Source organism: Delftia sp. UME58, from assembly GCF_014170385.1.
Taxonomy (GTDB): domain Bacteria; phylum Pseudomonadota; class Gammaproteobacteria; order Burkholderiales; family Burkholderiaceae_C; genus Comamonas; species Comamonas acidovorans.
On sequence record NZ_LZZV01000009.1, the window covers coordinates 71,965 to 98,222 of the forward strand.

General features: G+C 67.3%; 19 protein-coding genes and 1 pseudogene. 10 read left to right on the forward strand and 10 right to left on the reverse strand.

Features of this window, described 5'->3' with window-relative positions; genetic code table 11:
- The first annotated feature begins 163 nt into the window (after positions 1 to 163).
- The 5 genes and pseudogenes from A9976_RS01685 to A9976_RS31265 all read left to right on the forward strand — a co-directional run.
- On the forward strand, positions 164 to 4,456 hold the full coding sequence (locus A9976_RS01685; protein ID WP_183017546.1) for an RHS repeat-associated core domain-containing protein: 4,293 nt from the start codon (positions 164 to 166) through the stop codon (positions 4,454 to 4,456).
- Positions 4,443 to 4,658 (forward strand): hypothetical protein, encoded by a 216-nt coding sequence (locus A9976_RS01690; protein ID WP_183017547.1) that lies wholly within the window; start codon positions 4,443 to 4,445, stop codon positions 4,656 to 4,658. The genes A9976_RS01685 and A9976_RS01690 overlap by 14 nt, the downstream gene beginning before the upstream one ends.
- Before the next feature lie 73 nt (positions 4,659 to 4,731).
- Positions 4,732 to 5,088, forward strand: coding sequence for a hypothetical protein (locus tag A9976_RS01695; RefSeq protein WP_183017548.1), 357 nt, complete (start codon positions 4,732 to 4,734; stop codon positions 5,086 to 5,088).
- Between the two features lie 77 nt (positions 5,089 to 5,165).
- Positions 5,166 to 5,450 carry an RHS repeat domain-containing protein gene (locus A9976_RS01700; protein ID WP_183017549.1) on the forward strand — a complete coding sequence of 95 codons (285 nt, stop codon included), beginning with the start codon at positions 5,166 to 5,168 and terminating at the stop codon, positions 5,448 to 5,450.
- 850 nt (positions 5,451 to 6,300) lie between these two features.
- Positions 6,301 to 6,456: pseudogene (locus A9976_RS31265) on the forward strand (DUF1016 N-terminal domain-containing protein); the annotation flags it as partial.
- 12 nt (positions 6,457 to 6,468) lie between these two features.
- On the opposite strand, the gene A9976_RS01710 reads toward A9976_RS31265, so the two are convergent.
- The 8 genes from A9976_RS01710 to A9976_RS01745 form a co-directional block, all read right to left on the reverse strand.
- The gene (locus A9976_RS01710) at positions 6,469 to 7,035 is read right to left on the reverse strand and encodes a glycerol-3-phosphate responsive antiterminator (protein ID WP_012203049.1); all 567 of its coding nucleotides are present in this window, start codon (positions 7,033 to 7,035) and stop codon (positions 6,469 to 6,471) included.
- Between the two features lies 1 nt (position 7,036).
- Positions 7,037 to 8,587 carry an FAD-binding oxidoreductase gene (locus A9976_RS01715; protein ID WP_012203050.1) on the reverse strand — a complete coding sequence of 517 codons (1,551 nt, stop codon included), beginning with the start codon at positions 8,585 to 8,587 and terminating at the stop codon, positions 7,037 to 7,039.
- Positions 8,581 to 10,263, reverse strand: a complete 1,683-nt coding sequence (locus A9976_RS01720; protein WP_183017550.1) for a glycerol-3-phosphate dehydrogenase/oxidase — start codon at positions 10,261 to 10,263, stop codon at positions 8,581 to 8,583. The genes A9976_RS01715 and A9976_RS01720 overlap by 7 nt, the downstream gene beginning before the upstream one ends.
- Positions 10,260 to 11,801 carry an FGGY family carbohydrate kinase gene (locus tag A9976_RS01725; protein WP_183017551.1) on the reverse strand — a complete coding sequence of 514 codons (1,542 nt, stop codon included), beginning with the start codon at positions 11,799 to 11,801 and terminating at the stop codon, positions 10,260 to 10,262. The genes A9976_RS01720 and A9976_RS01725 overlap by 4 nt, the downstream gene beginning before the upstream one ends.
- 13 nt (positions 11,802 to 11,814) lie before the next feature.
- Complete coding sequence (locus A9976_RS01730) at positions 11,815 to 13,263, reverse strand: nitrate/nitrite transporter (RefSeq protein WP_183017552.1); 1,449 nt, start codon at positions 13,261 to 13,263, stop codon at positions 11,815 to 11,817.
- Positions 13,264 to 13,504: 241 nt separating this feature from the next.
- Positions 13,505 to 13,798: a DUF3567 domain-containing protein gene (locus A9976_RS01735; protein WP_183017553.1), complete on the reverse strand. Its 294-nt coding sequence runs from the start codon at positions 13,796 to 13,798 to the stop codon at positions 13,505 to 13,507.
- A 205-nt stretch (positions 13,799 to 14,003) separates the two neighbouring features.
- Positions 14,004 to 15,170, reverse strand: a complete 1,167-nt coding sequence (locus A9976_RS01740; RefSeq protein WP_183017554.1) for a DUF3108 domain-containing protein — start codon at positions 15,168 to 15,170, stop codon at positions 14,004 to 14,006.
- Between the two features lie 167 nt (positions 15,171 to 15,337).
- Positions 15,338 to 16,117, reverse strand: coding sequence for an IclR family transcriptional regulator (locus tag A9976_RS01745; protein ID WP_183017555.1), 780 nt, complete (start codon positions 16,115 to 16,117; stop codon positions 15,338 to 15,340).
- A gap of 126 nt (positions 16,118 to 16,243) precedes the next feature.
- Here A9976_RS01745 and A9976_RS01750 point away from each other — a divergent pair, with 126 nt between their 5' ends.
- From A9976_RS01750 to A9976_RS01760, 3 genes are all read left to right on the forward strand, one after another.
- Positions 16,244 to 17,266 (forward strand): fumarylacetoacetate hydrolase family protein, encoded by a 1,023-nt coding sequence (locus A9976_RS01750; RefSeq protein WP_034390060.1) that lies wholly within the window; start codon positions 16,244 to 16,246, stop codon positions 17,264 to 17,266.
- Positions 17,263 to 18,276, forward strand: a complete 1,014-nt coding sequence (locus tag A9976_RS01755; protein ID WP_183017556.1) for a TraB/GumN family protein — start codon at positions 17,263 to 17,265, stop codon at positions 18,274 to 18,276. Before A9976_RS01750 ends, A9976_RS01755 begins: the two co-directional genes overlap by 4 nt.
- Positions 18,277 to 18,357: 81 nt before the next feature.
- A complete protein-coding gene (locus A9976_RS01760) occupies positions 18,358 to 19,332 on the forward strand; it encodes a tripartite tricarboxylate transporter substrate binding protein (protein WP_183017557.1) in 975 nt (324 codons plus the stop codon).
- A 164-nt stretch (positions 19,333 to 19,496) separates the two neighbouring features.
- Here A9976_RS01760 and A9976_RS01765 read toward each other — a convergent pair whose 3' ends face one another.
- Both A9976_RS01765 and A9976_RS01770 read right to left on the reverse strand, forming a co-directional pair.
- The gene (locus tag A9976_RS01765) at positions 19,497 to 21,230 is read right to left on the reverse strand and encodes an AarF/ABC1/UbiB kinase family protein (protein WP_183017558.1); all 1,734 of its coding nucleotides are present in this window, start codon (positions 21,228 to 21,230) and stop codon (positions 19,497 to 19,499) included.
- A gap of 90 nt (positions 21,231 to 21,320) precedes the next feature.
- The gene (locus tag A9976_RS01770; protein ID WP_183017559.1) at positions 21,321 to 23,399 is read right to left on the reverse strand and encodes a molybdopterin-dependent oxidoreductase; all 2,079 of its coding nucleotides are present in this window, start codon (positions 23,397 to 23,399) and stop codon (positions 21,321 to 21,323) included.
- A 198-nt stretch (positions 23,400 to 23,597) separates the two neighbouring features.
- On the opposite strand from A9976_RS01770, the gene A9976_RS01775 reads away from it, so the two are divergent.
- On the forward strand, positions 23,598 to 24,755 hold the full coding sequence (locus A9976_RS01775) for an ABC transporter substrate-binding protein (RefSeq protein WP_183017560.1): 1,158 nt from the start codon (positions 23,598 to 23,600) through the stop codon (positions 24,753 to 24,755).
- A gap of 293 nt (positions 24,756 to 25,048) precedes the next feature.
- The gene (locus A9976_RS01780; protein WP_183017561.1) at positions 25,049 to 26,257 is read left to right on the forward strand and encodes a M20 aminoacylase family protein; all 1,209 of its coding nucleotides are present in this window, start codon (positions 25,049 to 25,051) and stop codon (positions 26,255 to 26,257) included.
- Position 26,258 lies beyond the last annotated feature (1 nt).

Here is a 26,258-nt window from a genome sequence, read left to right on the forward strand (position 1 = left end):
TGCGGACCAATGGTCCGCCCACCCTCAAGGGCCAATCCAGGCACATTTGGCAAAAAATCAGACCAGTCCTCTTAATTTTCAGACTGCACCCCTTTCCTCCCATTGCCACAAAACCGTGCAATGCAGTTTCCATACAAGGCAAACATGAGGGAGAGGGAACACCATGCTCGACAGGCATCGCTGGCGCTGCGCCGGCCCGCGCATATCCACGGCATTCGTCGCCGCCCTGGTCATCACGGTCATGGCCCAAACAGCCCAGGCCCAGGACTACGCCAACCCCTCGGCCTTCACCCGCCCGGGCGACCCCGGCTACTCCCTCACCACCCAGGCCAGCGAACCCCAGGTGCGCTGGATCAACGGCGAGTACACCGAAACCCACCTCGACCTGCGCGTACAGGTCCTGGGCGGCCCGTTGGACATCGTGCGCAGCTGGAGCCAGGGCCGCTGGTGGCTCAACCCGGCCTGGGCGCCTTTGAACTTTGAACTCGACCCCCTGGGTCGTGACGCCCGGCTCATCGAGCGCGCGGGTGTCCTGTACGAGCGCAGCGGCCAGGCCGACCTCTACATCGCCAAAGGCAAGAACAACGCGCCCGTCTTCATCAAACGCCTTCCTGAAGGCGGCAGTGCCCAGAACCCCCTGGCACAGTGGCGCTGGTACGACCGCCTGGGCAACAGCATCGACTACGACGCACAAGGCCGCATCCTGGGCTACGCCAACACCAACGGCATCAACGTGCGCTTTGCCTACGACAGCGCCACGCGGGCCCGCATCCTGGACCACCATGGCGGCACCGTCTACACGGCCACCCTGACCAATGGCCTCATCACCCGCATCGAAGACCGGGCCGGGCGCAGCGTCAGCTACCAATGGAACGGCCAGCTGCTCACCCAGGCCACCGACGTCATGGGCCAGCGCTGGAGCTACACCTACGACGGCAACGGCCAGCTCACCAGCCGCACCGACCCCCTGGGCGCCCAGGTCACGGTCCAGTACAGCCAAAGCATTCCCGCCCCCGCACCGCTGCTCACCCTGGGCGCCGCCGGTAAGGTCCTGGACCCCACGGGCACCAGCGGCACCACCAGCAAACTCGCCAACCTCTGGGGCGGTGGCCGCGTCGGCAAACTCGATGCCCAGGGCTGCGCCTCCACCGGCAAGAACCAATACCTGCGAGAAAAACGCCAGTTCCTCGTCACCTACCTGGACTGCCGGGACAACACCACCGTCTATCTCTACGACCGTGAAGGCAACGAACTGGAGAGAACCTTCAACGGCAAGCCCGCAGCCAAAACCCTGTGGGACGGCAACTACCAGACCCGCGCCATCGACGCACGGGGCCTGACCACCACCACCAGCTACGACTACAACTACCAGCCGCTGCGCATCGCCCACCCCGATGGCAGCCTCGACCAATACGAATACGAGCCTGTACGCGGCCTCAGGACAAAGCACATCAACCAGGGCGGCATCACCAGCACCTGGAGCCATGACGACAAAGGCCGCGTCATCATCTGGACACAAGCCCTGGGCCGGCCCGAACAGCGCACCACGCGCTACCAGTACGACAGCTATGGGCAGCTGACGAGTCGCAGCACCGGAGCAGGCGACGGCACGGCAGACGATGCCCGCACCATCAGCTACCGCTACGACAACAACGGCAGCCTGATCGAGGCCACGGATCCGCTGGGCCATACCAGCCAGGCCAGCTACGACACCAGGGGTCTACCTGCAACGCAGACCGACGCCCTGGGCAACACCACCACGCTGGGCTTTGATGCAGCAGGCCGGCTGACCCAGGCCAGCAATGCCCTGAACCAGACCACAAGCCACGAATACGACGCCAGAGGGCGAAGGACGAAGAGCACCAGTGCAGCAGGCCGAACCCAGCAAACCCGCTATGACCAGAATGGCCGGGTCATAGAAACCATTGCCCCTGGCGAAACGCAAGGCGCAGGCACGCGCATCACCTACGACAACACGGGCCTGCCCCTGAGCACCACCAGCCCCAGCGGTCTTGTCACGCAGACCACCTACGACCACCGGGGCCGCATCGCCAGCAGCATCGATGCGGCAGGCGACACCATCGGCCACGAATATGGCGAAGACGACAGCCCGCAGGCCGGGCTGCTCATCGCCACCCAATACCCCACCTACAAGGAAACCTACCAATACGACCAAATCGGCCGGCAAACCTCAGTCACCCAGCATCTAGCGAACCCCTCGACGCAGGACCAAACCCGCACCCAGCACCAGCAATACGACAGCCTGGGCCAGAGGGTCGCCACCATAGACCCCGCAGGCCGCTCCACTGTCTATGAATACGACGGCCTGGCTCGCCTCGTCAAAACCATCGACCCCATGGCCCAGGCCACCAAGCAGACCTGGAATGCCCACGACCAGCTCACCAGCCTGACCGACGCCAAGGGCAACACCCACAAATTTGAATACGACAAAGCCGGGCGCCTGATCAAGGAAACCCGCCCCATGGGCGGCGCCATTCTGTATGCCTACGATGCCGCAGGCCAACTGACACAACGCACGGACGCTGGAGGCAACACCCGCCGCTACGCCTATGACAAGGCCGGCCGCATGGTGCAGGAAGAGCACAAGCTCCAAGGCACGGAAACCGACCAACGCATCAGCTACCAGTACGACGCAGACGGCCTGCTCACCGCCTACGAACAAAAGGACGGCCAGCAGAACCTGATCAGCAGCGCCACCTACGACAAGGACGCGCAAGGAAGAACCACCCAGAACAAGGTGACCTACGGCAAGGTCGATAAAACGGGTAGCTTCAGCTTCACGGTAGGCCAAAGCTACAACGCCGACGGCCAACTGGCCGGCCACAGCTACCCCGACGGCAGCGCAGGCCAATACAGCTACGACAAGGGCCGCCTGAGCCTGGTGACCCTGCCAGACCAGAGCCAGATCCGCTACGGCAACTACCAATGGCTCACGGCCACGCGCATCGAGACGCCGGGTGCCACCAAAACCATCAGCCTGGATGCGCTGCAAAGGCCGCTGTCCATCGAAGTGAAGAACGCTGCCGCTGAACTGCTGGCGAGCCGCCACTACCAATACGATAAGGCCGGCAACATCACTCAGATCGACAGTGACCTTGGCACCACCGAATATGGCTACGACAACCTGGACCGCCTCACTCAAGCCTCGCCAAACCAGAATCTGCAAGGCCTGGGCTTGCCGCAAGAGATGTACAGCTACGACGCGGTAGGCAACCGAATCACCAGCGCACACCAGCCGGGCACCTGGACCTACAACGATGACAACCAACTGGTACGGTATCCAAGCCAGAAGCCATTCAGCCAAATGGCGCCCCAAGATACCCAGGTGAGCTACACCCCACAGGGTCATACGCAAAAGGAAACCAGCAGCAAAGGGGAGAAGACCTACAGTTACAACGCGGCAGAGCGCTTGACCCGATACGAAAACCCCCAGGGTCTGCAAGCTCACTACCGCTATGACCCGTTTGGGCGGCGTATCTCAAAGAAGGTCATGCAGGGGGTAGCCTCCGAAATCATCTATTTCATCTACAGCGAGCAGGCCTTGCTGGGTGAAGTGAGCGAAGATGGGAGGCTCGCCAAGGCCTATGGGTTCAATTCAGTGGCGGGCCAGCAGGGACTATGGAGTACAGATCCCATCTGGCAGGCAGAGGCCGCAAATGGCAGCTTGACGGACAGCCGGACGAACTACTACTACCTACATGCAGATCACTTGGGCACACCGATGATTGCGACAGACAAGGCGGGAGTGGCAACGTGGAAAGCAGTAGCTGAGGCGTTTGGCTCGACTGAGGCCATTGAGAGTACGGTACAAGTCAATTTGAGGTTTCCCGGGCAATACTTTGATGAAGAGAAAAATACTAACTACAACTTATATAGGGACTACAAACCAAGTGTGGGTAGGTTCATGCAGGAAGATCCAATAGCATTATTTGATGGTGTAAACGTGTATGATTATGTTAAAAGCCGCCCTAATATGAATATCGACCCAATGGGGTTGGCGGTTACTTGGAAAGGGTCTATAAGTGGGGGAGGGGCTGTTTATGGAGCAGGGGGGTATTTGGGGATATTCGATCTTGAGTCAGAATGTAAGTGTAATAAAAAATACAAGATAACTGGAGGCGTATCGTTGCTTTCCATTGGAGTTGGAGCCCAAGGAATGCCAGTTCTTGGAGGGGCAGGCAGTAGCGTAACAATGATTGATAAATTTGCTGACTGTCCTGATCCTAGTGCTGCGACAGGAAGTGCATGGAGCAGTGGGGTGAACGCGGTTTTTGGGGGCGGAATATCAATCGCTGGAGTATGGAGATTAGGTAGATTAAAGAGTGAAGGTGCTTTAATTGATAAAGCAGTTGGGCTTGATTTGAGTATGTCAATAGGGATGGGGAGAAGTGCTGTTAAATCTGTTGTTGAGGAGAAATGCGGTGAATGCGGGTGAGGAATTAACATTTTTTAAACGACTTCAGGTTGTCGGTGTTTTACACGCATTTTTAGCGTTGATTTTCTTTATATTGGAAGGTGTTGAAGGATTTTCAATAATAGACTGGTGGATTAAATCTGATGTGGCAAAAATCATGGTAACTATTTTTTTCTGGGGCATTGCTCCGAAGTTCGTCGCAATTTTGCGACTGAAGGTGTAGTTCTTACGCTGAGAAAACGATAGAAAACTGTTCAATGAAAAGACTCGATTAGGACTTGCTTCAGTAAATTTAAATGGATCCATCAATGGGACAAATGAGTGTATATGCGAAAATAATTTATTCGATTATTTTCGTGTTATCGATCAGTGTGCCCTGTTTCTTGGTGTATGACTATAATTACAGAGACATTGGCGATAAGGATTTAATTGCGGTTAATTGTTTGAAATACATGTTTAAAGAACCTGTAGAAAAGAAGGATGTGGTTCAAGTTACTCAAGAATACGGTTCTGTAATTGATGGGGACGAGATCTATAGATACAAATCTCGGAAGAGTTGTCTTGTGGAAATCGCGGTCACAGCAGAAGGGGGGTGTGATGTGGTAGGTTTAACTACTCTTGGCGAAGGCACCTTTTTGCCGAGTGTGTATTGAAAAATAACTAGCCGGGCGCCACCAAGGCAATCAGCCTGGAGGTCCTGCAACGGCGGTTGTCCATTGAAGTGAAGAACGTGGCCGCTGAACTGCTGGTGAGCCGCCACTACCAATACGACAAGGCCGGCAACATCACCAAGATTGACAGCGACCTGGGTAGAACGGAATACGGGTACGACAACCTGGACCGGCTGACCAAAGCCGCGCCAGATCAAAAGCTGCAGGACCTGGGTCTGCCCAAGGACCAATACCAGTATGACGCCGTGCACAACCGGGTCTTCAGCGTCCGCCAGATGGGCAGTGGAGCTACAAAGCGGACAACCGACTCAGGAGCTATTCAAGGCTCAAACCCCTCGGCATAACGGCACAGCCATGACGGGCACAGCCCCCAACACAGCAGCGCAATCCACTGCATCCGGAGTTCCTCCGGAATAGGCCTGGTTGGCGTTGCAAATCCTCTCCTGGCAGACCGCGCACACCCGCATCTGGAGTGGCCACCGCCCAGGAGGCCGCCCCGGCCCAGCCTGGTGCCGCTACATTGGCGGCAAGCCGAAAGGCCCGGAGCGTAGAAACACCTGAACCGGCGTTGCAGCCCCCACCGTCAATCGGGGTCTTGTTCACGCAGGAATCAAGACCATGTCTTCTGTCTTTCTGGCCAGCCATCGCGCCGAGCCTGTCTCCATCAGCCCTCTCCACCAACGGGAGGGCTGACCCATGACCTCCTCCAAAAACGCTGCCCGCGTGGCAGTGCAGGCACAGTCTCGTCCGGAAACAGAGAAAACCACCCCATCCCCCACATCCCCCACTTGGCCCACTTGGCCCACCTGGCCCACCTGGCCCACCTGGCCCACTTGGCAGCAGGCCATGTATGTCTCGCTGTCCATGGCGGAGAGCACGCTGGCGGCGCTGACCCAGACCTGCCACGACAAGCGGGGACGCAATGCGCGCCAGTTCGAAGTGGAATGCGCGGTGGAACTGGCGATGGCACACATACGGCGCATGCAGGCCGATCCGCCGCAGGGCCATGCGGCATTCGAGCAGCAATGGCACATGGCGGCCAGCGCCATTCAGCTTGCCGACAAAGCCTTCAAGCTGCCCCGCTCACGCTACGGCCGCTCACTCAAGCACATGCGTCTGCACTTCGACCTGCTCAAGGGTCTGGTGGAGCGCGTGAAGATGCGGAGCCGGCGCGCGGCCTGGGGCGCGGGGGGCCGGGTTGGCTATGGCAGGTCGTTGATGGAGAGCCTGTCCGTTGATCTGGCGGCTCGATTCGGGCGAGGGCTCAGTCCGGACAATCTGGAGAATGTGCGGCGCTTCTTCCTGGCCTATCCCTGGGCTGCAATTTCCGAGACCGTGTCTCGGAAATCCGATCGCCGCTCCTCACCACAGCCCACTGTCGCTGGTAGACACCGCAATCGCCCCACCGGCCAGCGCCTGCTGGACCTGCTCCTGGCTGCAGACGAAGCCCGAGGCCACCAGGGGCGGCAGGATGCGGCGCTCGGCCTCGGTGATGTGGGCCAGCATGGGGGCGGGCATGATCTGCACGAGGTTGGGGTCGCTCTGCTCCACGGCCTTGATGCTGCGCGGCCAGGTGGAGCGGTCGGTGACGAAGACCTTTTGCATGGTCAGCAGCCCGGCCTTGTTGGCGCGCTGGATGGTGGCCACGCGCGTGGACAGCAGGCTGCTGGCGCCCAGGTCCACAAGGTAGTCCACGCCGCCCTTGTCGGGCGAGATGCCGTCGCAGCTGTCGATGTTGACGATGGCGATCTTGCCCGCCCCGGTGATGGTGGAGATCACCGAGCGCAGGCGGCGCAGTTCGATGTTGGCGACGATGGCGACTTCGGCCTGGCTGGCCAGCAGCGCGTCCATCTGCTCGGCCCCGTACAGGGTGGCGATGACGGGGCGGCGCGCCAGCCGCGCGCCCAGGGAGTTGTCCGGGCGGCCCATGTCAGAGGTCCAGCCCCAGCTTGCCGGGGTTGAGCAGGTTCTTGGGGTCCAGCATGCGCTTGGTGGCCTCCAGCAGCGCAAAGGCCGGGCCCAGCGATTGCCGCATGTAGGGCGCGCGCAGCAGGCCCACGCCGTGGTGGTGGCTGAGCGTGGCGCCGTGGCGCAGCAGCACGGCGTTGGCCGCGTCCCAGGCCGCGCGGTACCACTGGGCGCGCTGGTCCACGGCCACCTCGCCGCGCAGAGAAAAGTACAGGCAGGCGCCATCCACATAGGCATGCGACTGGTGGGCCGAGCCGGCCAGGGTGCCGGGGATGGCCTGCAGGGCGGCGACCACTTCCTCGTAGATGGCCGGCAGGTCTTTCCAGGGGCCGCACATCTCCAGCGTGTCGGCGACGAAGCCCGGGCCTTTCTTGAAGCCCTCGGCGCTCTTGCCGGTCAGGTAGCGCGTGTCCAGCCAGCGCTCCAGGGTGGCGGCGCCGTCCAGCCGTTCACCCAAGGGTGCACACACACGTTCGCAGATGGCCATGACGGCATCGACGATCTCGGGCGCGCCTTCGTCGGCGATCAGCAGCACGTTGAGGTCGCTGCGGCCGAATTGCACGCCGCTTTCCAGCGCGTCGTACAGCCGCAGCGCGGCGGGGTTGGCGCCTTGCTGCAGGATCTGGCGGCAGGCCTCCAGGCCCTGGGCAAAGCTGGCGAAGCCATAGGCGATGGCGCGGCCGTGGTCGGGCAGGCGGTGCAGCTTGAAGCGGATGCGCACGATCACGCCCAGCGTGCCTTCCGAGCCGATGAACAGCTGCTGCAGGTCCGGGCCGATGGCCGCGCGCGCGTAGCCGCCCACGGTGACGAGGCGGCCATCGGCCAGCACCACGTCCATGCCGTGGACCATGTCCTCGATCTTTCCGTAGCGCGTGGACAGCTGGCCCGCGCCCCGGCAGGCCACCCAGCCGCCCACGGTGCTGATGCCGAAGGACGAGGGCCAGTGGCCCATGGTCATGCCGTGGCGGCGCTGGATGGTTTCCTCGAACACGTCGCCGAACATGCCGGCCTCGACCTCGACGATCTGGCTTTGCTCGTCCATGGCGATGAAACGGTTGAGTTCGCACAGGTCCAGCACGATGCCGCCGCGCAGGGGCAGGGCCGCGCCCGTGACGTTGCTGCGCCCGGCCGAGACGGTGACGGGAATGGCGTGCGCGTCGGCAATGCGCATCACGGCCTGCACCTGCTCCACGGTGGATGCATGGGCGATGACGGCCTGCGGCGTGGCCGGGTGGCCCGAGGTCTCGGCCACCATGGTGCGCGCCCACCAGTCGCGCGTGCCGGCGACGATGTCGGCGCGCTCGGTCTGCACGCGGTCGCAGGCGGCGCGCAGCGCGGCGAGCGCGGCCTCGGGCACGGCCACGGGCTCGTGCTGCAGGCCGCAGGCAGGACCTTCGGAGGCAGGGCGGTCGGCTGCGGGTGCGGCCTGCGCCGCCCAGCCCGGTGTCGTGGGGGCGCCCACCACGTAGTTGCGGCGGTTGTAGCCGCGGGCGATTGCGTCTTTGCTCAGCATTGGATGTCTCCCATCAAAATCTGTTTCTCGCGCTCCACGGCGCGGCGGTAGTCGTGGACCTGTTGCGCGACCTGCGCGGGTGTCAGTCCCAGTTCATCGGCCAGGATGTCGCCCACGCGCTGCGCGGCGTGGGCCGAGGCATCGCGCGCCATGAGGCGGGCGCGCAGGCGGCGCGAGAGCACGTCGTCCACGCTGGCCGCCATTTCGTGGCGCACGGCGTAGAGGACTTCGGCCTCGGTATGGGGCAGGCCCTGCACGATGGGCCGGGCCAGTTCGGGGCGCGCGGCCAGCAGGTCGCTGACGAAGCGCGCTTCCGTGCCGTAGCGCTCGCCCAGGTGGGCCGACAGGCCGCCCGTGGCCGTGATGGCCTGGGCGTCGTAGCCGGCCGCGCCCAGCACAAAGGCCGAGGTGGTGGTGCAGCGCGTGCGCCGGCCCAGCAGTTTCTCGACGGCGTCCACGGTCTGCTCGGCCATGTGGCGCGAGGTGGTGAGCTTGCCGCCCACGATGGTGACCAGGCCGTCGGCCGCCACATGGATTTCGTGGTTGCGCTTCATCTCCACGGTCTTGCCGCCGGGCGGGCCGACCAGGGGGCGGCAGCCGGCGATGGAGCCGACCACGTCCTCGGGCGACAGGTCCACCCTGAGCGCGGAGCGCGCGCCTTCCAGCAGGAAGTCCAGCTCGGTGCGCGTGCAGTGCACATCGTCCAGGCCGCCCGCGTAGTCCTCGTCGGTGGTGCCCAGGTAGGAGACATCGCCCCAGCGCGTGATGGTGGCGCGCCGGCTGCGGCCCGGCACGGGAATGGTGACGGTGCAGTCGTTGCGTATGCGCAGCCAGGGAATGGCCACGTGCACGCCCTTGGCGGGGCGCACGTGCAGCCGGGGCTCCTGGCCGGGCTTGCGGCCATCCCAGTCGCGCAGCCACACGCCCGTGGCCATGACCACGCTGCGCGCGCGCACCTTGATCTCGCGGCCGTCGGCCTGGACGATGGCGCCATCCACGCGGCCGTGGGCGTTGCGCATGACGGCGGTGGCCTGGCAGTGGTTGAGCACGGCCGCGCCATGGAAGGCCGCCGTGCGCGCCACGGCCAGCGTGAGCCGCGCATCGTCCACGCGCGCATCGAAGTACATGTAGCCGCCCAGGAGCTGCTCTTCGCGAAAGCTCGGGCAGTGCGACAGCACCTCGGCCTTGCCGAGCTTGCGATGCAGGATGCCTTCGCGCCAGCCGCCGGCCAGGTCGTAGGTCCACAGCAGGCTGCCGAAGGCCTTGGCCAGGCGGGCGTCGAAGACGCCGTCGCGCTCCATCACGGGAAACAGGAAGGGCAGGCGCTGCACCAGGTGCCGCGCATTGCGGCGCAGGCGCTGGCGCTCCAGCAGCGAGTGCCGCACCAGTCCCAGGTTGCCCTGCTCGATGTAGCGCAGGCCGCCGTGCACCATCTTGGAGGACTTGGACGAGGTGCCCGAGGCGAAGTCGTCCTTCTCCACCAGCGCCACGCGCAGGCCGCGCAGGCTGGCGTCCAGCGCCGCATAGGCGCCGGTGATGCCGCCGCCGATGACCAGCAGGTCGAAGGCCTCGTCACCCAGCCGCGCGAGCTGGTCCGCGCGCTGCAGCTGCAGCGGCGCGGTCTGGGTCAGTGCGGCGCTGTCCCTGCGTTCCTTGCCAAAGGGCCATTGCATCATGCGCAGCCCTCCAGGGCGGCGCTGCGCCCGGGGGCCCGGGCGCGGGCCAGTTCGTCGCCCACGCGGGCGCGCCAGATGCGGCGGCGCTCGCCGCGCTCGTCGGCCGCCATGCGCGGGGTGAAGACCGCTTCGGTGCGCAGCGTGGCGCAGGCCTGCTCCAGCCCGTCCCACAGCAGGCCTGCGCTGCCGGCCATGAAGGCGATGCCGCGCAGGCTGGCCTTGTCGGTATCGGCCAGGCGGCGCACGGGCAGGCCGCCCAGGTCGGCCTGTATCTGCAGCAGGGCATCGCTGCCCGACAGGCCGCCGCCCACCAGCAGTTCGCCCACCTCGGTGCCCGAGGCCGCCTCGTCGGCCTGCACGCAGGATGCCACGGAATGCGCAATGCCTTCGAGGATGGAGCGCGCCAGCTGCGGCCGCGAGGTGGCCATGGACACGCCCGAGATCGAGGCCCGCGCGCCAGGCTCCATGGCGGGCAGGCGCAGGCCCGTGAGCGCGGGGATGAAGACCAGGTCGGCCGGCGTCTCGGCCTCGCGGGCCAGGGCGCTGATCTGCTGCGGGTTGTCGAACCACTGCAGCTTCTCGCAGATCCAGTTGAGCGCCGAGCCGGTGGTGGGCACATAGGTCTCGATGGCATAGCGCGAGACACCGCCCATGCGCCGCGCGGTCATGGTCAGCGAGCTTTCATGGGCCGCGTCATGCGCGGGCAGCTTTGTTCCCGTGAGCACATCGACGAAGCTGCCGGTGCCATGCACGCACAGCGCCTGGCCCCGCTCCAGGCAGCCCAGGCCCACGGCGGCCGCATGCTGGTCGCCCGCGCAGGCCAGGATGGGCACGGCCAGGCCCAGCAGCTCGGTGCGCGTGCGGCCGAAGTCCTGCACGTCTTCGCACAGGCGGGGCAGCAGCTCGGCGGGAAACTCCAGCGCGTCCAGCCAGTCCTGCAGATAACGGTGATCGCCCAATGCATAGGCGTTGCCCGAGGTCACATTGGTGGGCGTGGTGACCACGGCGCGCGCATCCGACAGATGCCACAGCAGCCAGGAGTCGATGGTGCCGAAGGCCAGGCGGCGCTGCTGCCAGGCACGGGCCACGGCCGCATCCTCCCGCAGCTTGCGCGCGGCCCACAGGTAGGGCGAACGCACGCCCACGGGCCGGCCCGCGTGGCGGATCAGCCGGGCATCCCAGTCGCCGGCCAGCAGGGCCAGTTCGTCGCGGTGGCGCGAGTCCTGCCAGACCATGATGGGCGCCAGCGACCGGCCCGTGACCGTATCCCAGAGCACGGCCGAGCAGCGCTGGTTGGCAATGGCCAGGGCCACGATCTGCTGGCCGCCGCCCTGGGCGCGGGCGATGGCGCGGCGGCATACGTCCAGCGTGCGCTCCAGCAGCAGGTCGGCGTCCTGCTCGACCACGCCGGGGCGCGGGCAGTGGACCTGCAGCGGCAGGTAGTCCTGGGCGGACACCTGCCCGTCGCGCCCCACGACGGCGGCGCGCGTGCCCGAGGTGCCTTCGTCTATGCAAAGGATCACGGCTTCATGGTGCATGGGGTGGCCTCTCTCAGGCAATGGGTTGGGCGGTCTTGGCGGGCGGGGCGGCGTCGTCCGCGAACTGGGGTGCGCCGGGCTCGTCGTCGGGATTCACCGTGGTGCGCGTGGGGTCCCAGCGGATGGAAAAGCAGACGATGCTGGCCAGCAGCGGCACCACGGACAGGATGAGGAAGGTGTTCTCCAGCCCGTACTGCTGGCGGAACAGCGGGAACACCAGCAGCCCCAGCGCCGCGCCCATGGCGCCCAGCGCGCCGATCACGCCGTTGGCGCCCGCGCGCAGCTCGCTGCGGAAGGACAGCGTGGACAGGCTCTTGCCGTTGGCGCCGGGCCCGCCCGAGTGAAAGAGGATGAACAGCGAGGGCACGGCCACGGCCAGCCAGATGGGCATGCGGCCGTTGAACAGGCCCAGCACCAGCAGCATCAGGAACACCAGCGCAAAGCCGAAGGCCGAGGCCCGCCGCAGGCCCAGCCGGCGCCCGATGACGGGCGACAGGAAGCCGCCGACGATGCCGAACACGTTGAACACCAGCGCGCCCAGCGTGGCCTCGCGGAAGTCCTTGCCGAACAGCGAGGCGCTGATCAGCGGCAGGTACCAGCCCACGGCGAAGTACTGGATGGACTGGCCTATCTGCACCGTGGCCGCCAGCAGCGTGCGCGGCAGGTAGATGCCGCGAAAGATCAGCAGCACATTGGCCAGGCCGCGCCGGGCCGGGTTGAGCACGGGCAGGCGCTCGGCAAGGGGTGCTGCCCTGAAGGTCTGGCCATAGATGCGCGTCATGGCGCGGGCCGCGTCGTCCAGCCGCTCCTTGCGTGCCAGCCAGGTCGGGCTTTCCACCAGCAGCGCGGCCTGCATGCCCAGGATGAACAGGCCGAACACGGCGGTGGCCGCGACCGAGTAGCGCCACAGCGAATCGCCCACGTCCCAGGAGTGGAACCACAGCGCCAGCACCAGGTTGCTGCACACGGCCATGTACCACATGCCCTGCCAGACATTGAGCCGGCTCTTGAGGCGCGCGGGCGTGAACTCGGCCAGCACCGCCATGGCGATGGCGAAGTCGATGCCATAGGCCGCGCCCACGAAGAAGCGGCCGAAGAGGATGGTGGCGTAGTCGGGCGCCATGCTGACCAGCAGCGCACCGGCCACGGCCAGCACCTTGGCGATGACCAGCGGGCGCATGCGGCCCCAGCGGTCGGCCATCCAGCCGCCGATGGGGTTGAAGGCGATGGACACCCAGGAGGCCAGCGATGTCATCCAGGCCACCTCGGCCGGCGTGAGCTGCTGGTCGCGCGTCATGGGCCCCAGGCCCACGCTGAGCGCGGAGTTGGAAAAGGCGTCGAGGAAAAGGCCGCCGAGTGCCAGCCACCAGATGGTGCCGGCGCGGCCTGAAATGCCCTGGCGTGCGTCGATGTACGAGATGACATCCTGAACGCCACGAATGCTGTGGCCTGTGGTTTGCATCGCTGCCTCCTGGTTGTCTGCAAGAGGCCGGCGCACACCACACAGGCGTGACAAGACCATCTCACAGATGGTCTTCAAATCTTGAACCTGCGCTCAGGATTCTAGGCAGGAGGCGCAGGCTGCGGATCGGTGAAAGCACCAGGGTCCGCGCAATGGCCGCGCCCAAAGAAAAAGCCCGCCGCAGAGAATCTGCGGCGGGCTTGGCACGCGGCCTCCTCAGGGGGCCGTGCGCTGTGTGCTGTCAGTGCACCACGACGGGCTGCTGGGCCAGGCCGGCGTATCGATCCAGTGCGTCTTCCACCTCTTCCTCGGTGGGGGCGTCGAGCTGCCAGGCAATGATCTGCTTTTGGAACATCTCGGCCCAGGAACCGTCCAGGTAGACCTCCTTGCCCGAGCGCTTGTCCACGATCTCGAAGCCGTGGCGTGGCAGTTGGCGGGCGGTATCGACTGCCTCACTGCCAGCCGTTGCATCCGGATCCATGTCGGGACGCAGATGGAGCACCACAAAAGATTCGGAGTCGTAAAGCATTTGCATGGTGTTCCCTTTCTGGCCCGTTGCCGGGCGTCGCACAGCCTACATGGCTGCGAAGCGCCGGATTTCAAGGACCGTGGGGGTCCCGATCTATCACAGGCACTTGCACGCAGTATTCCACGGATTGGCATGCGTGGCGGCGTGCGCCGCAGGCCGCCCTGTGGTAGGCGGGCGGCAGCGACGCCTGCAAGTGCCGGCCTACCCGCGATCAGGGCGCCTGGCGGCCCTTGAGCTGCAGGTCGGCGAAGTCGCCGTTGTCCTGCGCCAGCCGGATGCGCACGGGCAGGTATTGCAGTGAAGGCGCCAGCCACAGCGAGGCCTGCTGGTCATCGCCGGCCGCCGCGATCTTGTCCAGCCGCAGCGCCTGCGTGCTGCCGGAGGGCAGGTCCAGCGTCTCGGTCTCGCCCACGCGGAAGGTCCAGCGGTCGGCGCGCCGCGCGCTGACGGTGATGAAGCTGATCTGCGTGCCCGCCGGGTAGCGCTGCGGTGCCGCCGCCAGCAGGGCCGACAGTTGCAGGAACACGCTGAGCCGGTCCTGGGCGCCGGGCGCGATGGGCGCATCGGGCGCGCCCGTGCTGAAGTGCGCCAGGTTCTGGTCGAACGCCAGCTGCGCCGATTGTTCCTTGCGTGCCTTGTCGTTGAAGCGGCTGGGCTCCAGGCCCCTGTCCGTGATGCGGCCCTCGCTGGTCTGCGAGCGCGAGCCCAGCAGGAACAGGCTGACTTCCTGGCTGGCCTGGTACTGGCCGTTGGCATGGCGCCAGACCAGCTCGGCACTGGCCGAGTAGTTGAAGCGCTTGGCCTGGCCGGTGACGGCGAACGACAGCCGCGCGGGATCGGGCATTTGCACGGGAACGGGGGCGTCGGAGGCCAGCGGCGTGCCATCGGGCGAGGTGATGGCCATGCCCTGGGCCGGGCCGGCCGAGGGTGTGGACGGTGTTTCGGGTTCGGGCTTGGGAGCAGGCGGCGCCGGCGGCGTGGCCGGGGTTGGCCCGCTGCCAGCACCTGCATCGGCAGCGGCAGCGGCGGCTTCCGATGCGGCAGGCTCCTGCGCTGCGGCCATCGGCAAGGGTTCGACGGTTTCGCGGATGGGCGTGTCCAGCGGCTCGGGCGTGGGCGCGGGTGCGGCGGGTGCCGGGCGCTGGACCTTGGGGCGAGGCTGCTGCGGCTTGGGCGCAGGCGCCTTCGGTGCGGGGACGGGCGCTGCAGGCGGGGGGGCAGGTGGCTCGGGCAGGGACAGCGCCCGCGTCTGCATGGCTGCCACCTCGGTGTGCGGCGCCGATACCTGGCTCCACAGCGGCAGGCCCAGCAGGGCCAGGGCGTGCACGCCCAGCACCACGGCGGTGACGGCGGGCAGGGCGCGCTGGCGTAGGCTCATGTCAGTTATCCATAGTGCTGCGCGCCACCCACAGCCCATGAAACCGGCGCGGCCCAAGGCCAGGGACAGCGAGCAAGGGCCTACGCCGGCCGCGCCGCCCCGCAGCGAGGCTGTCGTCCCCCTTCCAGGGGGAAGGCGCGAAGCGACTCAGGGGGTGTAGCTTCATCTCAGGCGTTCCAGCCCAGGTCCTGGGACAGCTGGACGCAGGCCTCGCGCAGCGGCGCATCGATGGCGCCGCCGTATTCGGGGTCGAAGGTGGCGATCGAGCCCAGCGTGGTCAGGCCCAGCACGATATGGCCCGAGGAGTCGAAGACCGGCGTGCAAAAGGCCACGATGCCGGGCAGCACGGTATCGACCACGCGGGCGGTGCCGCGCTCGCGCACCTCGGCCAGCATGGCATCTATGGCCTCGGGGGTGAGCGGCAAATCCTTGCGCTGGATGCGGCGGGCCTTGTCCACTTCGGGCTCCAGCAGCGGGGCCGTGACCTCGCGCGGCAGCCAGGCCGCGAAGCAGCGCCCGGTGGCCGAGGCCAGCATGGGCATGACGTCGCCCAGGCGCAGGTTGGCGGTGACCGACTGCGCGCTTTCCTCCCAGTGCACGATGGTCGGCCCGTGGTTGCCCCAGACGGCGATGGCCGCCGTGTGGTGGATGCGCTCCATGAGCGCGGGCATGCGTTCGCGCGCCAGCCGAACGGGGTCCAGCCGCGCCAGCGAGGCCAGGCCCAGCTTGAGCGAGGCCGGGCCCAGGTCGTAGCGGGAGGTGCGCGCGTCCTGGGTGACCAGGCCGATGCGCTGGAAGCTCACGAGGTAGCGGTGCGCCTTGGCGGCGCTCATGCCGGCGTCGGACGCCAAGTCCTTGAGCATCTGCGGGCCCCGGGCGCGCGTCAGCGCCTCCAGCAATGCAAAACCGACCTCGACCGATTGAATCCCTGCGCGTTCCTTGTCCATTGCAATAGAATTTGGTTTTGTTTAGTTAAATCAATTTAACTTATCGTAATTCATGGCTGCGTCGCCATGGGTATCCAGGCCGCTGCCCGGATGCCGTGGCGCGCGGCGGCGGCACGGGGGAGCAGCATGAAACTTGCCACATACAAGGACGGATCGCGGGACGGGCAACTGGTCGTGGTGTCACGCGACCTGAGCCAGGCCCATTATGCGACCGGCATAGCGAGCCGCCTGCAGCAGGTGCTCGATGACTGGAGCTACATGGCGCCCCAGCTGCAGGACCTGTACCACCTGCTCAACAGCGGCAAGGCAGTCCATGCCTTTGCCTTCGATCCGCGCCAGTGCATGGCGCCGCTGCCGCGCGCCTACCAGTGGGCCGACGGCTCGGCCTACATCAACCATGTGGAGCTGGTGCGCCAGGCGCGCGGCGCCGAGGTGCCTGCCAATTTCTACACCGACCCGCTGATGTACCAGGGCGGCAGCGACGATTTCCTGGGCCCCTGCGACGATGTGGTGGTGCCCAGCGAGTCCATGGGCATCGACTTCGAGGCCGAGATCGCCGTCATCACCGCCGACGTGCCCATGGGCGCCACGCCCGAGCGTGCGCTGGGCGGCGTGCGCCTGGTCATGCTGGCCAACGACGTGAGCCTGCGCAACCTGATCCCCAATGAGCTGTCCAAGGGCTTCGGCTTCTTCCAGTCCAAGCCCGCCACATCCTTCAGCCCGGTGGCCGTGACGCTGGACGAGCTGGGCGACGCCTGGAAGGGCGGCCGCCTGCACCTGACGCTGCAGTCCACCTGGAACGGCCGCAAGGTCGGCATGTGCGATGCGGGCGAGGACATGAGCTTTCACTTCGGCCAGCTCATCGCCCATATCTGCAAGACGCGCAATGTGCGCGCCGGCTCCATCGTGGGCAGCGGCACCGTGAGCAACAAGGGCGTGGAAAGCGGCAAGGGCAAGAACCGGCGCATGGAGTGGCCCAAGGGCTACAGCTGCATTGCGGAAAAGCGCTGCATAGAGACCATCCAGGACGGCGCGCCCAAGACCGAGTTCATGCGCTTCGGCGACACCATCCGCATCGAGATGAAGGGCAAGGACGGCCAGAGCATCTTCGGCGCCATCGACCAGAACATCGTCGAGCCCGCCGAATGAGCCGCATTTGCACACCCTGGTGGCGCGTGGCCGGCAGGTCGCTGCGTGCCGGCCTGGCCGCGCTGGCGCTGTCGCCGCTGGCCGCGGCATTCGCGGCGCCCCCGGCCGCGGACCCCGTCACCTGCCCGCCCGAGGCGCGCATGCCCAGCCCGGACGAGATCCGCGCCATGCAGCGCAAGGCGCAGGACCGTGGGCTGCTGTGGCGCATCGAGCACCGGGGCCGCACCAGCTGGCTCTACGGGACCATGCACGCGGCCAAGCTTGACTGGAGCGTGCCCGGCCCCACGGTGGCGGACGCGCTGCGCGCCTCCGACAGCCTGGCGCTGGAGCTGAACATCCTCGATCCCGAGGTCATGAATGTCCTGTTCGCGGGCATGCAGGCGCGGCCCGATGCGCCGCCGCTGCGCGGCGATCTCCAGCGCCGGCTTGAGGAGCAAAGGCGCCTGGCCTGCGCTGGCCCCGAACTGGCCCTGCTGCGCCCCGATGCCCAGGTGATCTCCCTGTTGTCGCTGGCCGGCCGCAGCGAGGGGCTGGACGCGGCCTACGGCATCGACTTCTCTCTGGCCGGGATGGCACGCGCGCTGGACAAGCCCGTGCTGTCGCTGGAGACGCCCGAGCTGCAACTGCGCGAGCTGGTCTCGGACGACCCCGCGCGCGTGGCCGAGACGGTGGAGTCCGGCCTGCGCCAGCTGGAAAGCGGTATCGCCTCCCAGAAGCTGGGGCTGATCGCACGCGTCTGGGCCGATGGCCGCATCCACCTGCTGGAGAGCCTGCCCGACTGGTGCGACTGCATGGCCAATGCCGCCGAGCGCGCCGACTACGACCGCATGGTCTATGGCCGCAACCCTGGCCTGGCACGCGAAGTGGCGCGGCAGATCCGCTCCGGCCGCAGCGTGTTCGCCGCCGTGGGCGCCCTGCACATGGTGGGCACGCGCGGCCTGCCGGCGCTGCTGGCGGCCCAGGGCTTCAAGGTGCAGCGCGTGGAGTTCCCCGCAGCCAGCCCGCCCTGAAACACACGGCCGCCGCCTCCATGAACAAGAGCAACAGGGCACGGCCAGGACCCATCCACACCCATCCCACAGGAGACAACAATGGACCGTAGACAATTCCTGGCCGCCGTGGCGGCCTCATCGGCCGGCATGGCCGCGCCTTTTGCACAGGCGCAGGACTGGCCCGCCAGCAACATCCGCTGGGTCGTGCCCTATCCGCCCGGCGGCGGCACCGACGTGCTGGCGCGCACCGTGGCCGAGGCCATGCGCCAGACGCTGAACCAGACCATCGTGGTGGACAACCGCCCCGGCGCCTCCACCAACATCGGCGCCCAGATCGTGGCCACGGCCAAGCCCGACGGCTACACCATCATGTCGGCCGACAACGCCGTGCTGGCCTACAACGAGCACCTGTTCAGCAAGCTGTCCTTCAACCCCGAAAAGGACTTCACCTACATCGGCGGCATCAGCCGCTTCCCGATGGCGCTGGTGGTGAACCCGAACTTCGAGGCCAAGACCTTCAAGGACTTCCTGGCCTACGTGAAGGCGCATCCGGGCCAGGTCAACTACGCCTCGCCCGGCAACGGCTCGCCCCACCACCTGGCCATGGAGATGTTCAAGAACCGCACGGGCACCTTCCTGACGCACATCCCCTATCGCGGCGCGGCGCCTGCGCTGGCCGACGTGATGGGCGGCCAGGTGCCCTGCATGTTCCTGGACCTGGCCTCGGGCCTGCCGGTGATCCAGTCGGGCAAGGTGCGCGCCCTGGCCATCGGCACGGGCAAGCGCGTGCCCAGCCTGCCCGAGCTGCCCACGCTGGCCGAGGTCGGCGTGCCCGATACCGAGGTCTATGCCTTCCAGGGCATCCTGGGCCCGGCCAAGATGCCCCCGGCCGTGGTGCAGCGCCTGAACGCCGAGCTCAACAAGGCGCTGGCCAACCCCGCCGTGGTCAAGCGCATGCAGGACTTCGGCATGGAGGCGCTGCCGGGCACGCCCGAGCAGTTCCTGGCCATGTCGCGCGCGGAGTCCAAGCGCTGGGGGGCCATCATCAAGAGTGCGGGCGTGAAGCTGGACTGACCCCCTGAGGCGCTGCGCGCCTTCCCCCTTCTCGCTTCGCGGAGGGGGACGACACCCTCGGTGCGGGGCTGCCCTTCCTCGGTGTCTCTGGGTTGGGCCTTGGCGGGTTTGGGCGCTGGTGTGCTGGCGGTGCCTTTGGGCGTTGCTCATCGCCAATCCCGCGATCAATCCAGCGCCTTCTGCCTGCGCATGGTGGTGAAAAGAACGGCCAGGCTGGCGGCGGCGCCGGCCACGCCCAGGGCGGCGAAGAGGGGGATGCCCCACAGGCGCGGGCCCATGGTCAGCAGGCCGGGGGCCAGGCCCAGGATGAAGGCGCCGGAGACCACGGCCAGGGCCAGGCGGGTGGCGGCGCGTTCCAGTGCCAGCGAAAGGCGGTCGATGTGGCGTATGTCCAGGTCGGCCTGCAGCCGGCCCGAGCGCAGTCTTTGCATCACCAGCCGCAGGGTGTGCGGCGCGTCGTCGGCCAGTTCCATCCACTGCGCCATGGCGGCGCGGCGCTGGCGCGCCAGGCTGCGCAGGGAGTAGCGCTGCAGCAGCTGGGCCTTGACCAGGGGCGTGGCCGTCCGCACCACGTCGAATTGCGGGTCCAGCTGCAGCAGCACCTGGTCGGCCGTGATCAGGGCCTTGAGCAGCAGGGCCATGTCGGCGGGCAGGGCTACGCCGGTTTCGCGGGCCAGGGCCATGAAGTCCTGCAGCGCACGGGACATCACCAGGCGGCCATTGCTGGCGCCGGGGCCATGGCGGGTCACGAAGCGGTCCACGGCAGCCTCGATGCGCGCGGCCGAGGGCGGGGCGCGGCCGGGCATTTCGCTTTCGGCGGCCCAGTCGAGCAGCACGCCCGAGAGGCTGCGGCCGTGGCCCTCTACCAGGGCGCGCATCAGGCCCAGCACCTGGCGGCGGCGCTGGGGCGACAGCCGACCGACCATGCCGAAGTCGATGAAGCCCACGCGGTTGCCGGGCAGGGCCAGCAGGTTGCCAGGGTGCGGGTCGGCGTGGAACAGGCCGTCGCGCAGCACCATCTGCAAAAACGCGCAGGCGCCACGGCGCGCCAGCAGCGGGCCGTCCAGCGCGGGGTCCGCACCCACGGCCGAGGCCGGCACGCCCGGCACGAAGTCCTGCACCAGCAGGCGCGGCCCGCTCAATGCCCAGTGGATGGCCGGCACGACGATCTCGGGCTGGGCCGCGAAGTGCCGCGCCACGGCGTCGCCGTTGTGGGCTTCGACGGTGAAATCCAGTTCCTCGCGCAGCGCCTGGCCCAGCTGGCGCGTGACCTCGCGCGGGCGGTAGCGTGCCAGCTGCGGCCATTGTTCCTGGGCCAGCAGCGCCAGGTGCTCGAGCAGGCGCAGGTCGGCTTCGATCTGGGGGCGCAGGCCGGGGCGCTGGACCTTGACCACGACTTCGATGTCGGCAGCGCTGGCCGCAGGGGTGCTGTCGCTGCCGTCCTCCCGGTCTTCAGCCGCAGGCAGCCGCGCGCGGTACACCTGGGCCATGGAGGCCGAGGCCAGCGGCACGGGGTCGAAATGCGTGAACACCTGCTCCACGGGCAGGCCCAGCGACTGCTCGATCAGCGGCTGGGCCGTCTCCCAGGGCAGGGGGGCGGCGTGGCTGTGCAGTTGCTGCAGGGCGGCCGTCCATTCGGGCGCGAGCAGGTCCGAGCGCGTGGCCATGATCTGGCCCAGCTTGACGAAGCTCGGCCCCAGGTGTTCGAGGGCCATGCGCAGGCGCTCGGGGCGGCTGGCATCCAGCGGATGCTCGGGATGGGGCTGGCTGCCGCGCGGCGCGAAGCGGGCCAGGCCCAGCGTGTCGACCAGGTCGGCCAGCCCGAAGCGCAGTAGCACGCCGACGATTTCCTGCAGCCGGGCACGGTCGCGCACGGCGACCACGGCGGTTTGCAGCATGGGCATCTCCTGTCGGTGGTGGCAATGCGGTCCATTGTGCCGATGCGCCGGTGGCCATCGTGCAGGAATCGCCCGCCTCCGGGGCGGGGCTCAGGCCAGCCGCTGCACCTGCACCGCGCAGTCGTAGAAGCTGGGCGCGCGGCCCAGGTCGGTCAGGCGCTGGTGGGTGAGCTCGTTGACGTTGGTGCCGTTGTCGCCATGCTTGCGCCACCAGATGCCCAGGCCGTTGACCACGCCCCGGCGCGCGCGGCCGTTGAGCGTGGCATGGCATTCGTAGCTGCCCCGGTCGTTGAAGACGCGCACGCGGTCGCCCTCGGCCACGCCGCGCATGGCGGCGTCGTCGGGGTGCAGCTCCACCAGCGGTCGGCCTTCCATGTTGCGCAGGCTCTTGACATTGACGAAGCTGCTGTTGAGGAAGTTGCGCGCGGGCGGCGAGATCATGGCCAGCGGGTAGCGCGCATCCGTGTCGCCGGTTTCGTAGTTGGGCAGGTAGTCGGGCAGCGGGTCCATGCCGCGCCGCGCCAGCTCGGCGCTGGTGAACTCGCAGCGGCCCGAGGGCGTGGCGAAGCCGCCCTCGGCAAAGGGGGCCTCGGGCAGGGCCAGGGTGGCAAAGCCCTTGTCCAGCAGCTCGTTGAAGTCCACGCCGCGCCCCTCGAAGGCTTCGCGGCACAGTTGCTCGTCCCCCGTCTGGAAATGGGCGGCGGCAAAGGCGTCGTCATGCCGCGCCATGTGCGCGGCCAGGTCGCGGAAGATCTGGCCGTTGCTGCGCGCCTGGCCCAGCGGCGCGATGGCGGGGCGGTTGAGCAGCACGTCGGTATGCCCGTAGCTGCCGTGGATGTCCCAGTGCTCGATCTGCGTGGTGGCCGGCAGCACGTAGTCGGCCAGGTCGGCCGTGTCGGTCATGAACTGCTCCAGCACCACGGTGAACAGGTCCTCGCGCGCAAAGCCGGCCACGACCTTGGCCGACTCGGGCGCCACGGCCACGGGATTGCTGTTGTAGACCACGATGGCGTCCACGCGCGGGCCGAAGCCATTGCCGCCTTCATGCAGCAAGGCGTCGCCGATGGTGCTCATGTTGATGGTGCGCGGGCGGCGCGCGCCCAGCAGGTGCGGCATCTGCAGTCGGGCGCGCTGCGCGGGCAGGGCGCCCGAGGCGGACAGCAGCAGGCCGCCCGCACGGTGGCGCCAGGCGCCCACCAGGGCAGGCAGGCAGGCGATGGCGCGCACGGCATTGCCGCCGCCGCGCGCGCGTTGCACGCCGTAGTTCAGGCGGATGGCGGCGGGTGTGGTGGTGCCGTAGTCGCGCGCCAGCTGGCGGATCTGCTCCACGGGCAGGCCGCAGACCTGGGCCGCGCGCTCGGGCGGCCACTGCAGGGCGCGGGCCTTGAGTTCCTCCCAGCCCAGCGTGTGGCGCGCAATGTAGTCATGGTCCAGCCAGCCGTGCGTGATCAGCTCGTGCATCAGGGCCAGTGCCAGGGCGGCGTCGGTGCCGGGCAGCAGCTGCAGGTGCTCGTGGCATTTGTCGGCGGTCTCGGTCTTGCGCGGGTCTATGCACACCAGGCGTGCGCCGTTGCGCTTGGCCTCCAGCGCATAGCGCCAGAAATGCAGGCTGCTGCCGATGCTGTTGCTGCCCCAGATGAGGATGAGTCGGCTTTCGGTGAAATGCTCCACGCGCATGCCCAGCTTGCCGCCGTAGGTGAGGTTCAGGGCCTCGCCCCCGGCGCTGGAGCAGATGGTGCGGTCCAGTAGCGAGGCGCCGAGCTGGTGGAAGAAGCGCCGGTCCATGCTCTCGCCCTGCACCAGGCCCATGGTGCCTGCGTAGCTGTAAGGCAGGATGGCTTCGGGGTCGCGCGCCGCCAGGGACTGCAGGCGCGCGGCGATGTCGGCCAGCGCCTCGTCCCAGCCCACGGGCTCGAACTGCCCGGAACCCTTGGGCCCCACGCGGCGCAGCGGGGTGAGCACGCGCTCGGGGTGGTAGCTGCGCTCGGTGTATTTGCTGACCTTGGCGCAGAGCACGCCGCCCGTGTGCGGATGGGCGGGGTTGCCCTGGACCCTTTTGGCGATGCCATCTTCGACCGTGGTCACCAGCGAGCAGGTATCGGGGCAGTCGTGGGGGCAGGCGCCCAGGACCTGTGAGGTGGCCTGGAGTGGGGGCGAGGCGGAGGACATGGTGGCAGCGGTCTCGGACAGGGTGGGTACTTTGCGAAAGAACCGTGAAAAGCCGGGAAAACGGGAAAAGGCCGTCACGGGCAAGGGGCGGTGCCGGTCTTGCATGCCGCAATCGCCGCTTGTCTTTATTATGCGGACCCTTGCAGCCGGCTGCACGCAGCAACGGCGCCGATTCCAGCGACAAAAACAGGCAAGTTCATGCTCCGACCCAAGACGGCGTTCAGCCGCAGACAGTTCATCGCAGCCGGCACGGCTGCTGCCGCCACCTGGACCGGCGCAGTGCGCGCCCAGGACGCGGGCGGCACCATCGTGCTGGGCCAGTCCTGCCCGATGACGGGCCCCGCGGCACAGATCGGCCAACCCTTCCATGAGGGCGCCAAGCTGTATTTCGAGCAGCTCAATGCGCAGGGGGGCATTGCCCGGCGCAACATCGAACTGCGCGTGATGGACGACGGCTACGAGCCCGAGCGCTGCGCGGCCAATACCCAGCGCTTCCTGTCCGACGACGTGTTCGCCCTGTTCGGCTACGTGGGCACCTCCACCAGCATGGCCGCGCTGCCGCTGCTGCAAAAGGCGCGCCTGCCCCTGTTCGCGCCGCTGACGGGCGCCGATGCGCTGCGCCAGCCCCAGCTGGCCCACCTGGTCTTCAACGTGCGCGCCTCCTATGCCGACGAGACGGCGCTGATGGTGCGCCACCTCACGGGCCTGGGCCTGAAGAAGGTGGCCGTGCTGCACCAGAACGATGCCTATGGCGAATCGGGCCTGGCTGGCGTCAAGGCGGCGCTGGCCGCCAAGGGGCTCGAGCCCGTGGGCGCGGCCACGGTGGAGCGCAACTCGAACAATGTGGCGGCGGCCGTCAAGACGCTGGTGCCGCTGGGCGCCGATGTGATCGTGCAGATCGTCACCTACTCGGCCAGCGCGGCCTTTGTGCGCGCGGCGCGCCAGGCAGGCTTTGGCGGGCAGTTCTACAACGTGTCCTTCGTGGGTGCCCAGGCTTTGTCGGAGACGCTGGGCAAGGATGCCGAAGGCGTGGTGGTCACCCAGGTCGTGCCCTCGCCCTTCCAGACCTCGCGCCAGATCACGCGCGATTTCCTGGCGGCCATCCAGAAGGGCGGCGGCAAGCTGACGCCCAACTATTCCAGCATGGAAGGCTATCTGGCGGCGCGCGTGTTCGCCGATGCGCTGCGCCAGGCCTCGGCCTCGGGCAAGCCCACGCGCGACGGCCTGGTGGCCGCGCTCGACGCCATGCACGGCCAGCAGGTGGCCGGCTTCCCGCTGGTCTTCAAGCCGCAGTCCGGCAAGCCGCGCTTCGTGGAGTTGTCCATGCTGACCGGTGACGGCAAGGTCCGGGTGTAGGCTTGCAGCATTGGAGCGTGTTATGCACTTCTAAGTGCCCGCGAAAGCCGGGAAAGGGGCCCGGAACGAGGCGTAGCCCGCGCCGCGGTTGCCACACCGCAAGCGGGCTGCAACGAAGGGCCGGGCCCCTTTCCCGGCTTTCCCGGAGGGTTGGCTCTGCGCGCAGGCGCTCGCGGCGTTGCAGCGCTTGCCAAGGCTTCAGCCTTGGCGGCGCACTGCGCCTTGCGATCACCAGCGCGCAGAGCCAACGCGGGTACTTAAAAGTGCATAACACGCTCTAGAAGGAGAACCCCATGGCCTTGTTGCAGGAACTGCTGGACGGCGCACCCGAGATCACCGCGCTGCGCCGCGACATACATGCCCATCCCGAACTGTGTTTCGAGGAGATCCGCACCGCCGACCTCGTGGCCCGGCAACTGGAGGGATGGGGCATTGCCGTGCACCGCGGCCTGGGCCGCACGGGCGTGGTGGGCACCATCCACGGCCGTGACGGCGGCGCCAGCGGCCGCGCCGTCGGCCTGCGCGCCGACATGGACGCCCTGCCCATGCAGGAGTTCAACACCTTCGAGCACGCCAGCCGCCATGCCGGAAAAATGCACGCCTGCGGGCATGACGGCCATGTCGCCATGCTGCTGGCCGCCGCGCAGTACCTGGCCGCGCACCGCGACAGCTTCGAGGGCACGGTTCACCTGATCTTCCAGCCGGCCGAAGAGGGCGGTGGCGGCGCGCGCGAGATGGTCGAGGACGGCCTTTTCACCCAGTTCCCCATGCAGGCCGTGTTCGGCATGCACAACTGGCCGGGCATGAAGGCCGGCACCATGGCCGTGGGCCCGGGCCCGGCCATGGCGTCGAGCAACGAGTTCCGCATCGTCGTGCGCGGCAAGGGCGGCCACGCGGCCATGCCGCACATGGTGATCGACCCGCTGCCCGTGGCGGCCCAGCTGATCCTGGGCCTGCAGACCATCGTCAGCCGCAACGTCAAGCCCATCGAGGCGGGCGTGGTCTCGGTCACCATGGTCCATGCGGGCGAGGCCACGAACGTGGTGCCCGACAGCGTGGAGCTGCAGGGCACGGTGCGCACCTTCACGCTGGAGGTGCTGGACCTGATCGAGCGGCGCATGAAGACCCTGGCCGAGAGCATCTGCGCCGCGCATGACACGCGCTGCGAGTTCGAGTTCGTGCGCAACTACCCGCCCACCATCAACTCCGCCCCGGAGGCCGAGTTCGCACGCCGCGTCATGGCCGAGGTGGTGGGCGAGGCCAACGTGCTGCCCCAGGAGCCGTCCATGGGCGCCGAGGACTTTGCCTTCATGCTGCTGGAAAAGCCCGGCGCCTACTGCTTCATCGCCAATGGCGACGGCGACCACCGCGCCATCGGCCACGGCGGCGGTCCCTGCACGCTGCACAACCCCAGCTACGACTTCAACGACCAGCTGATCCCGCAGGGTGCCACGTTCTGGGTGAAGCTGGCCCAGCGCTGGCTGAGCGAGCCCACGCGCTGAG

Excerpts from the sequence above, each read along its gene's own strand:
- A9976_RS01735 (WP_183017553.1), bottom strand. The coding sequence starts at position 13,798 with ATGCAAATGCTTTACGACTCCGAATCTTTTGTGGTGCTCCATCTGCGT.
- A9976_RS01775 (WP_183017560.1), top strand. The coding sequence starts at position 23,598 with ATGCTCCGACCCAAGACGGCGTTCAGCCGCAGACAGTTCATCGCAGCC.
- A9976_RS01740 (WP_183017554.1), bottom strand. The coding sequence starts at position 15,170 with ATGAGCCTACGCCAGCGCGCCCTGCCCGCCGTCACCGCCGTGGTGCTG.
- A9976_RS01710 (WP_012203049.1), bottom strand. The coding sequence starts at position 7,035 with ATGGGCCGCCCGGACAACTCCCTGGGCGCGCGGCTGGCGCGCCGCCCC.
- A9976_RS01765 (WP_183017558.1), bottom strand. The coding sequence starts at position 21,230 with ATGCTGCAAACCGCCGTGGTCGCCGTGCGCGACCGTGCCCGGCTGCAG.
- A9976_RS01745 (WP_183017555.1), bottom strand. The coding sequence starts at position 16,117 with ATGGACAAGGAACGCGCAGGGATTCAATCGGTCGAGGTCGGTTTTGCA.
- A9976_RS01715 (WP_012203050.1), bottom strand. The coding sequence starts at position 8,587 with ATGCTGAGCAAAGACGCAATCGCCCGCGGCTACAACCGCCGCAACTAC.
- A9976_RS01750 (WP_034390060.1), top strand. The coding sequence starts at position 16,244 with ATGAAACTTGCCACATACAAGGACGGATCGCGGGACGGGCAACTGGTC.
- A9976_RS01720 (WP_183017550.1), bottom strand. The coding sequence starts at position 10,263 with ATGATGCAATGGCCCTTTGGCAAGGAACGCAGGGACAGCGCCGCACTG.
- A9976_RS01755 (WP_183017556.1), top strand. The coding sequence starts at position 17,263 with ATGAGCCGCATTTGCACACCCTGGTGGCGCGTGGCCGGCAGGTCGCTG.
- A9976_RS01780 (WP_183017561.1), top strand. The coding sequence starts at position 25,049 with ATGGCCTTGTTGCAGGAACTGCTGGACGGCGCACCCGAGATCACCGCG.
- A9976_RS01685 (WP_183017546.1), top strand. The coding sequence starts at position 164 with ATGCTCGACAGGCATCGCTGGCGCTGCGCCGGCCCGCGCATATCCACG.
- A9976_RS01725 (WP_183017551.1), bottom strand. The coding sequence starts at position 11,801 with ATGCACCATGAAGCCGTGATCCTTTGCATAGACGAAGGCACCTCGGGC.
- A9976_RS01730 (WP_183017552.1), bottom strand. The coding sequence starts at position 13,263 with ATGCAAACCACAGGCCACAGCATTCGTGGCGTTCAGGATGTCATCTCG.
- A9976_RS01760 (WP_183017557.1), top strand. The coding sequence starts at position 18,358 with ATGGACCGTAGACAATTCCTGGCCGCCGTGGCGGCCTCATCGGCCGGC.
- A9976_RS01695 (WP_183017548.1), top strand. The coding sequence starts at position 4,732 with ATGGATCCATCAATGGGACAAATGAGTGTATATGCGAAAATAATTTAT.
- A9976_RS01770 (WP_183017559.1), bottom strand. The coding sequence starts at position 23,399 with ATGTCCTCCGCCTCGCCCCCACTCCAGGCCACCTCACAGGTCCTGGGC.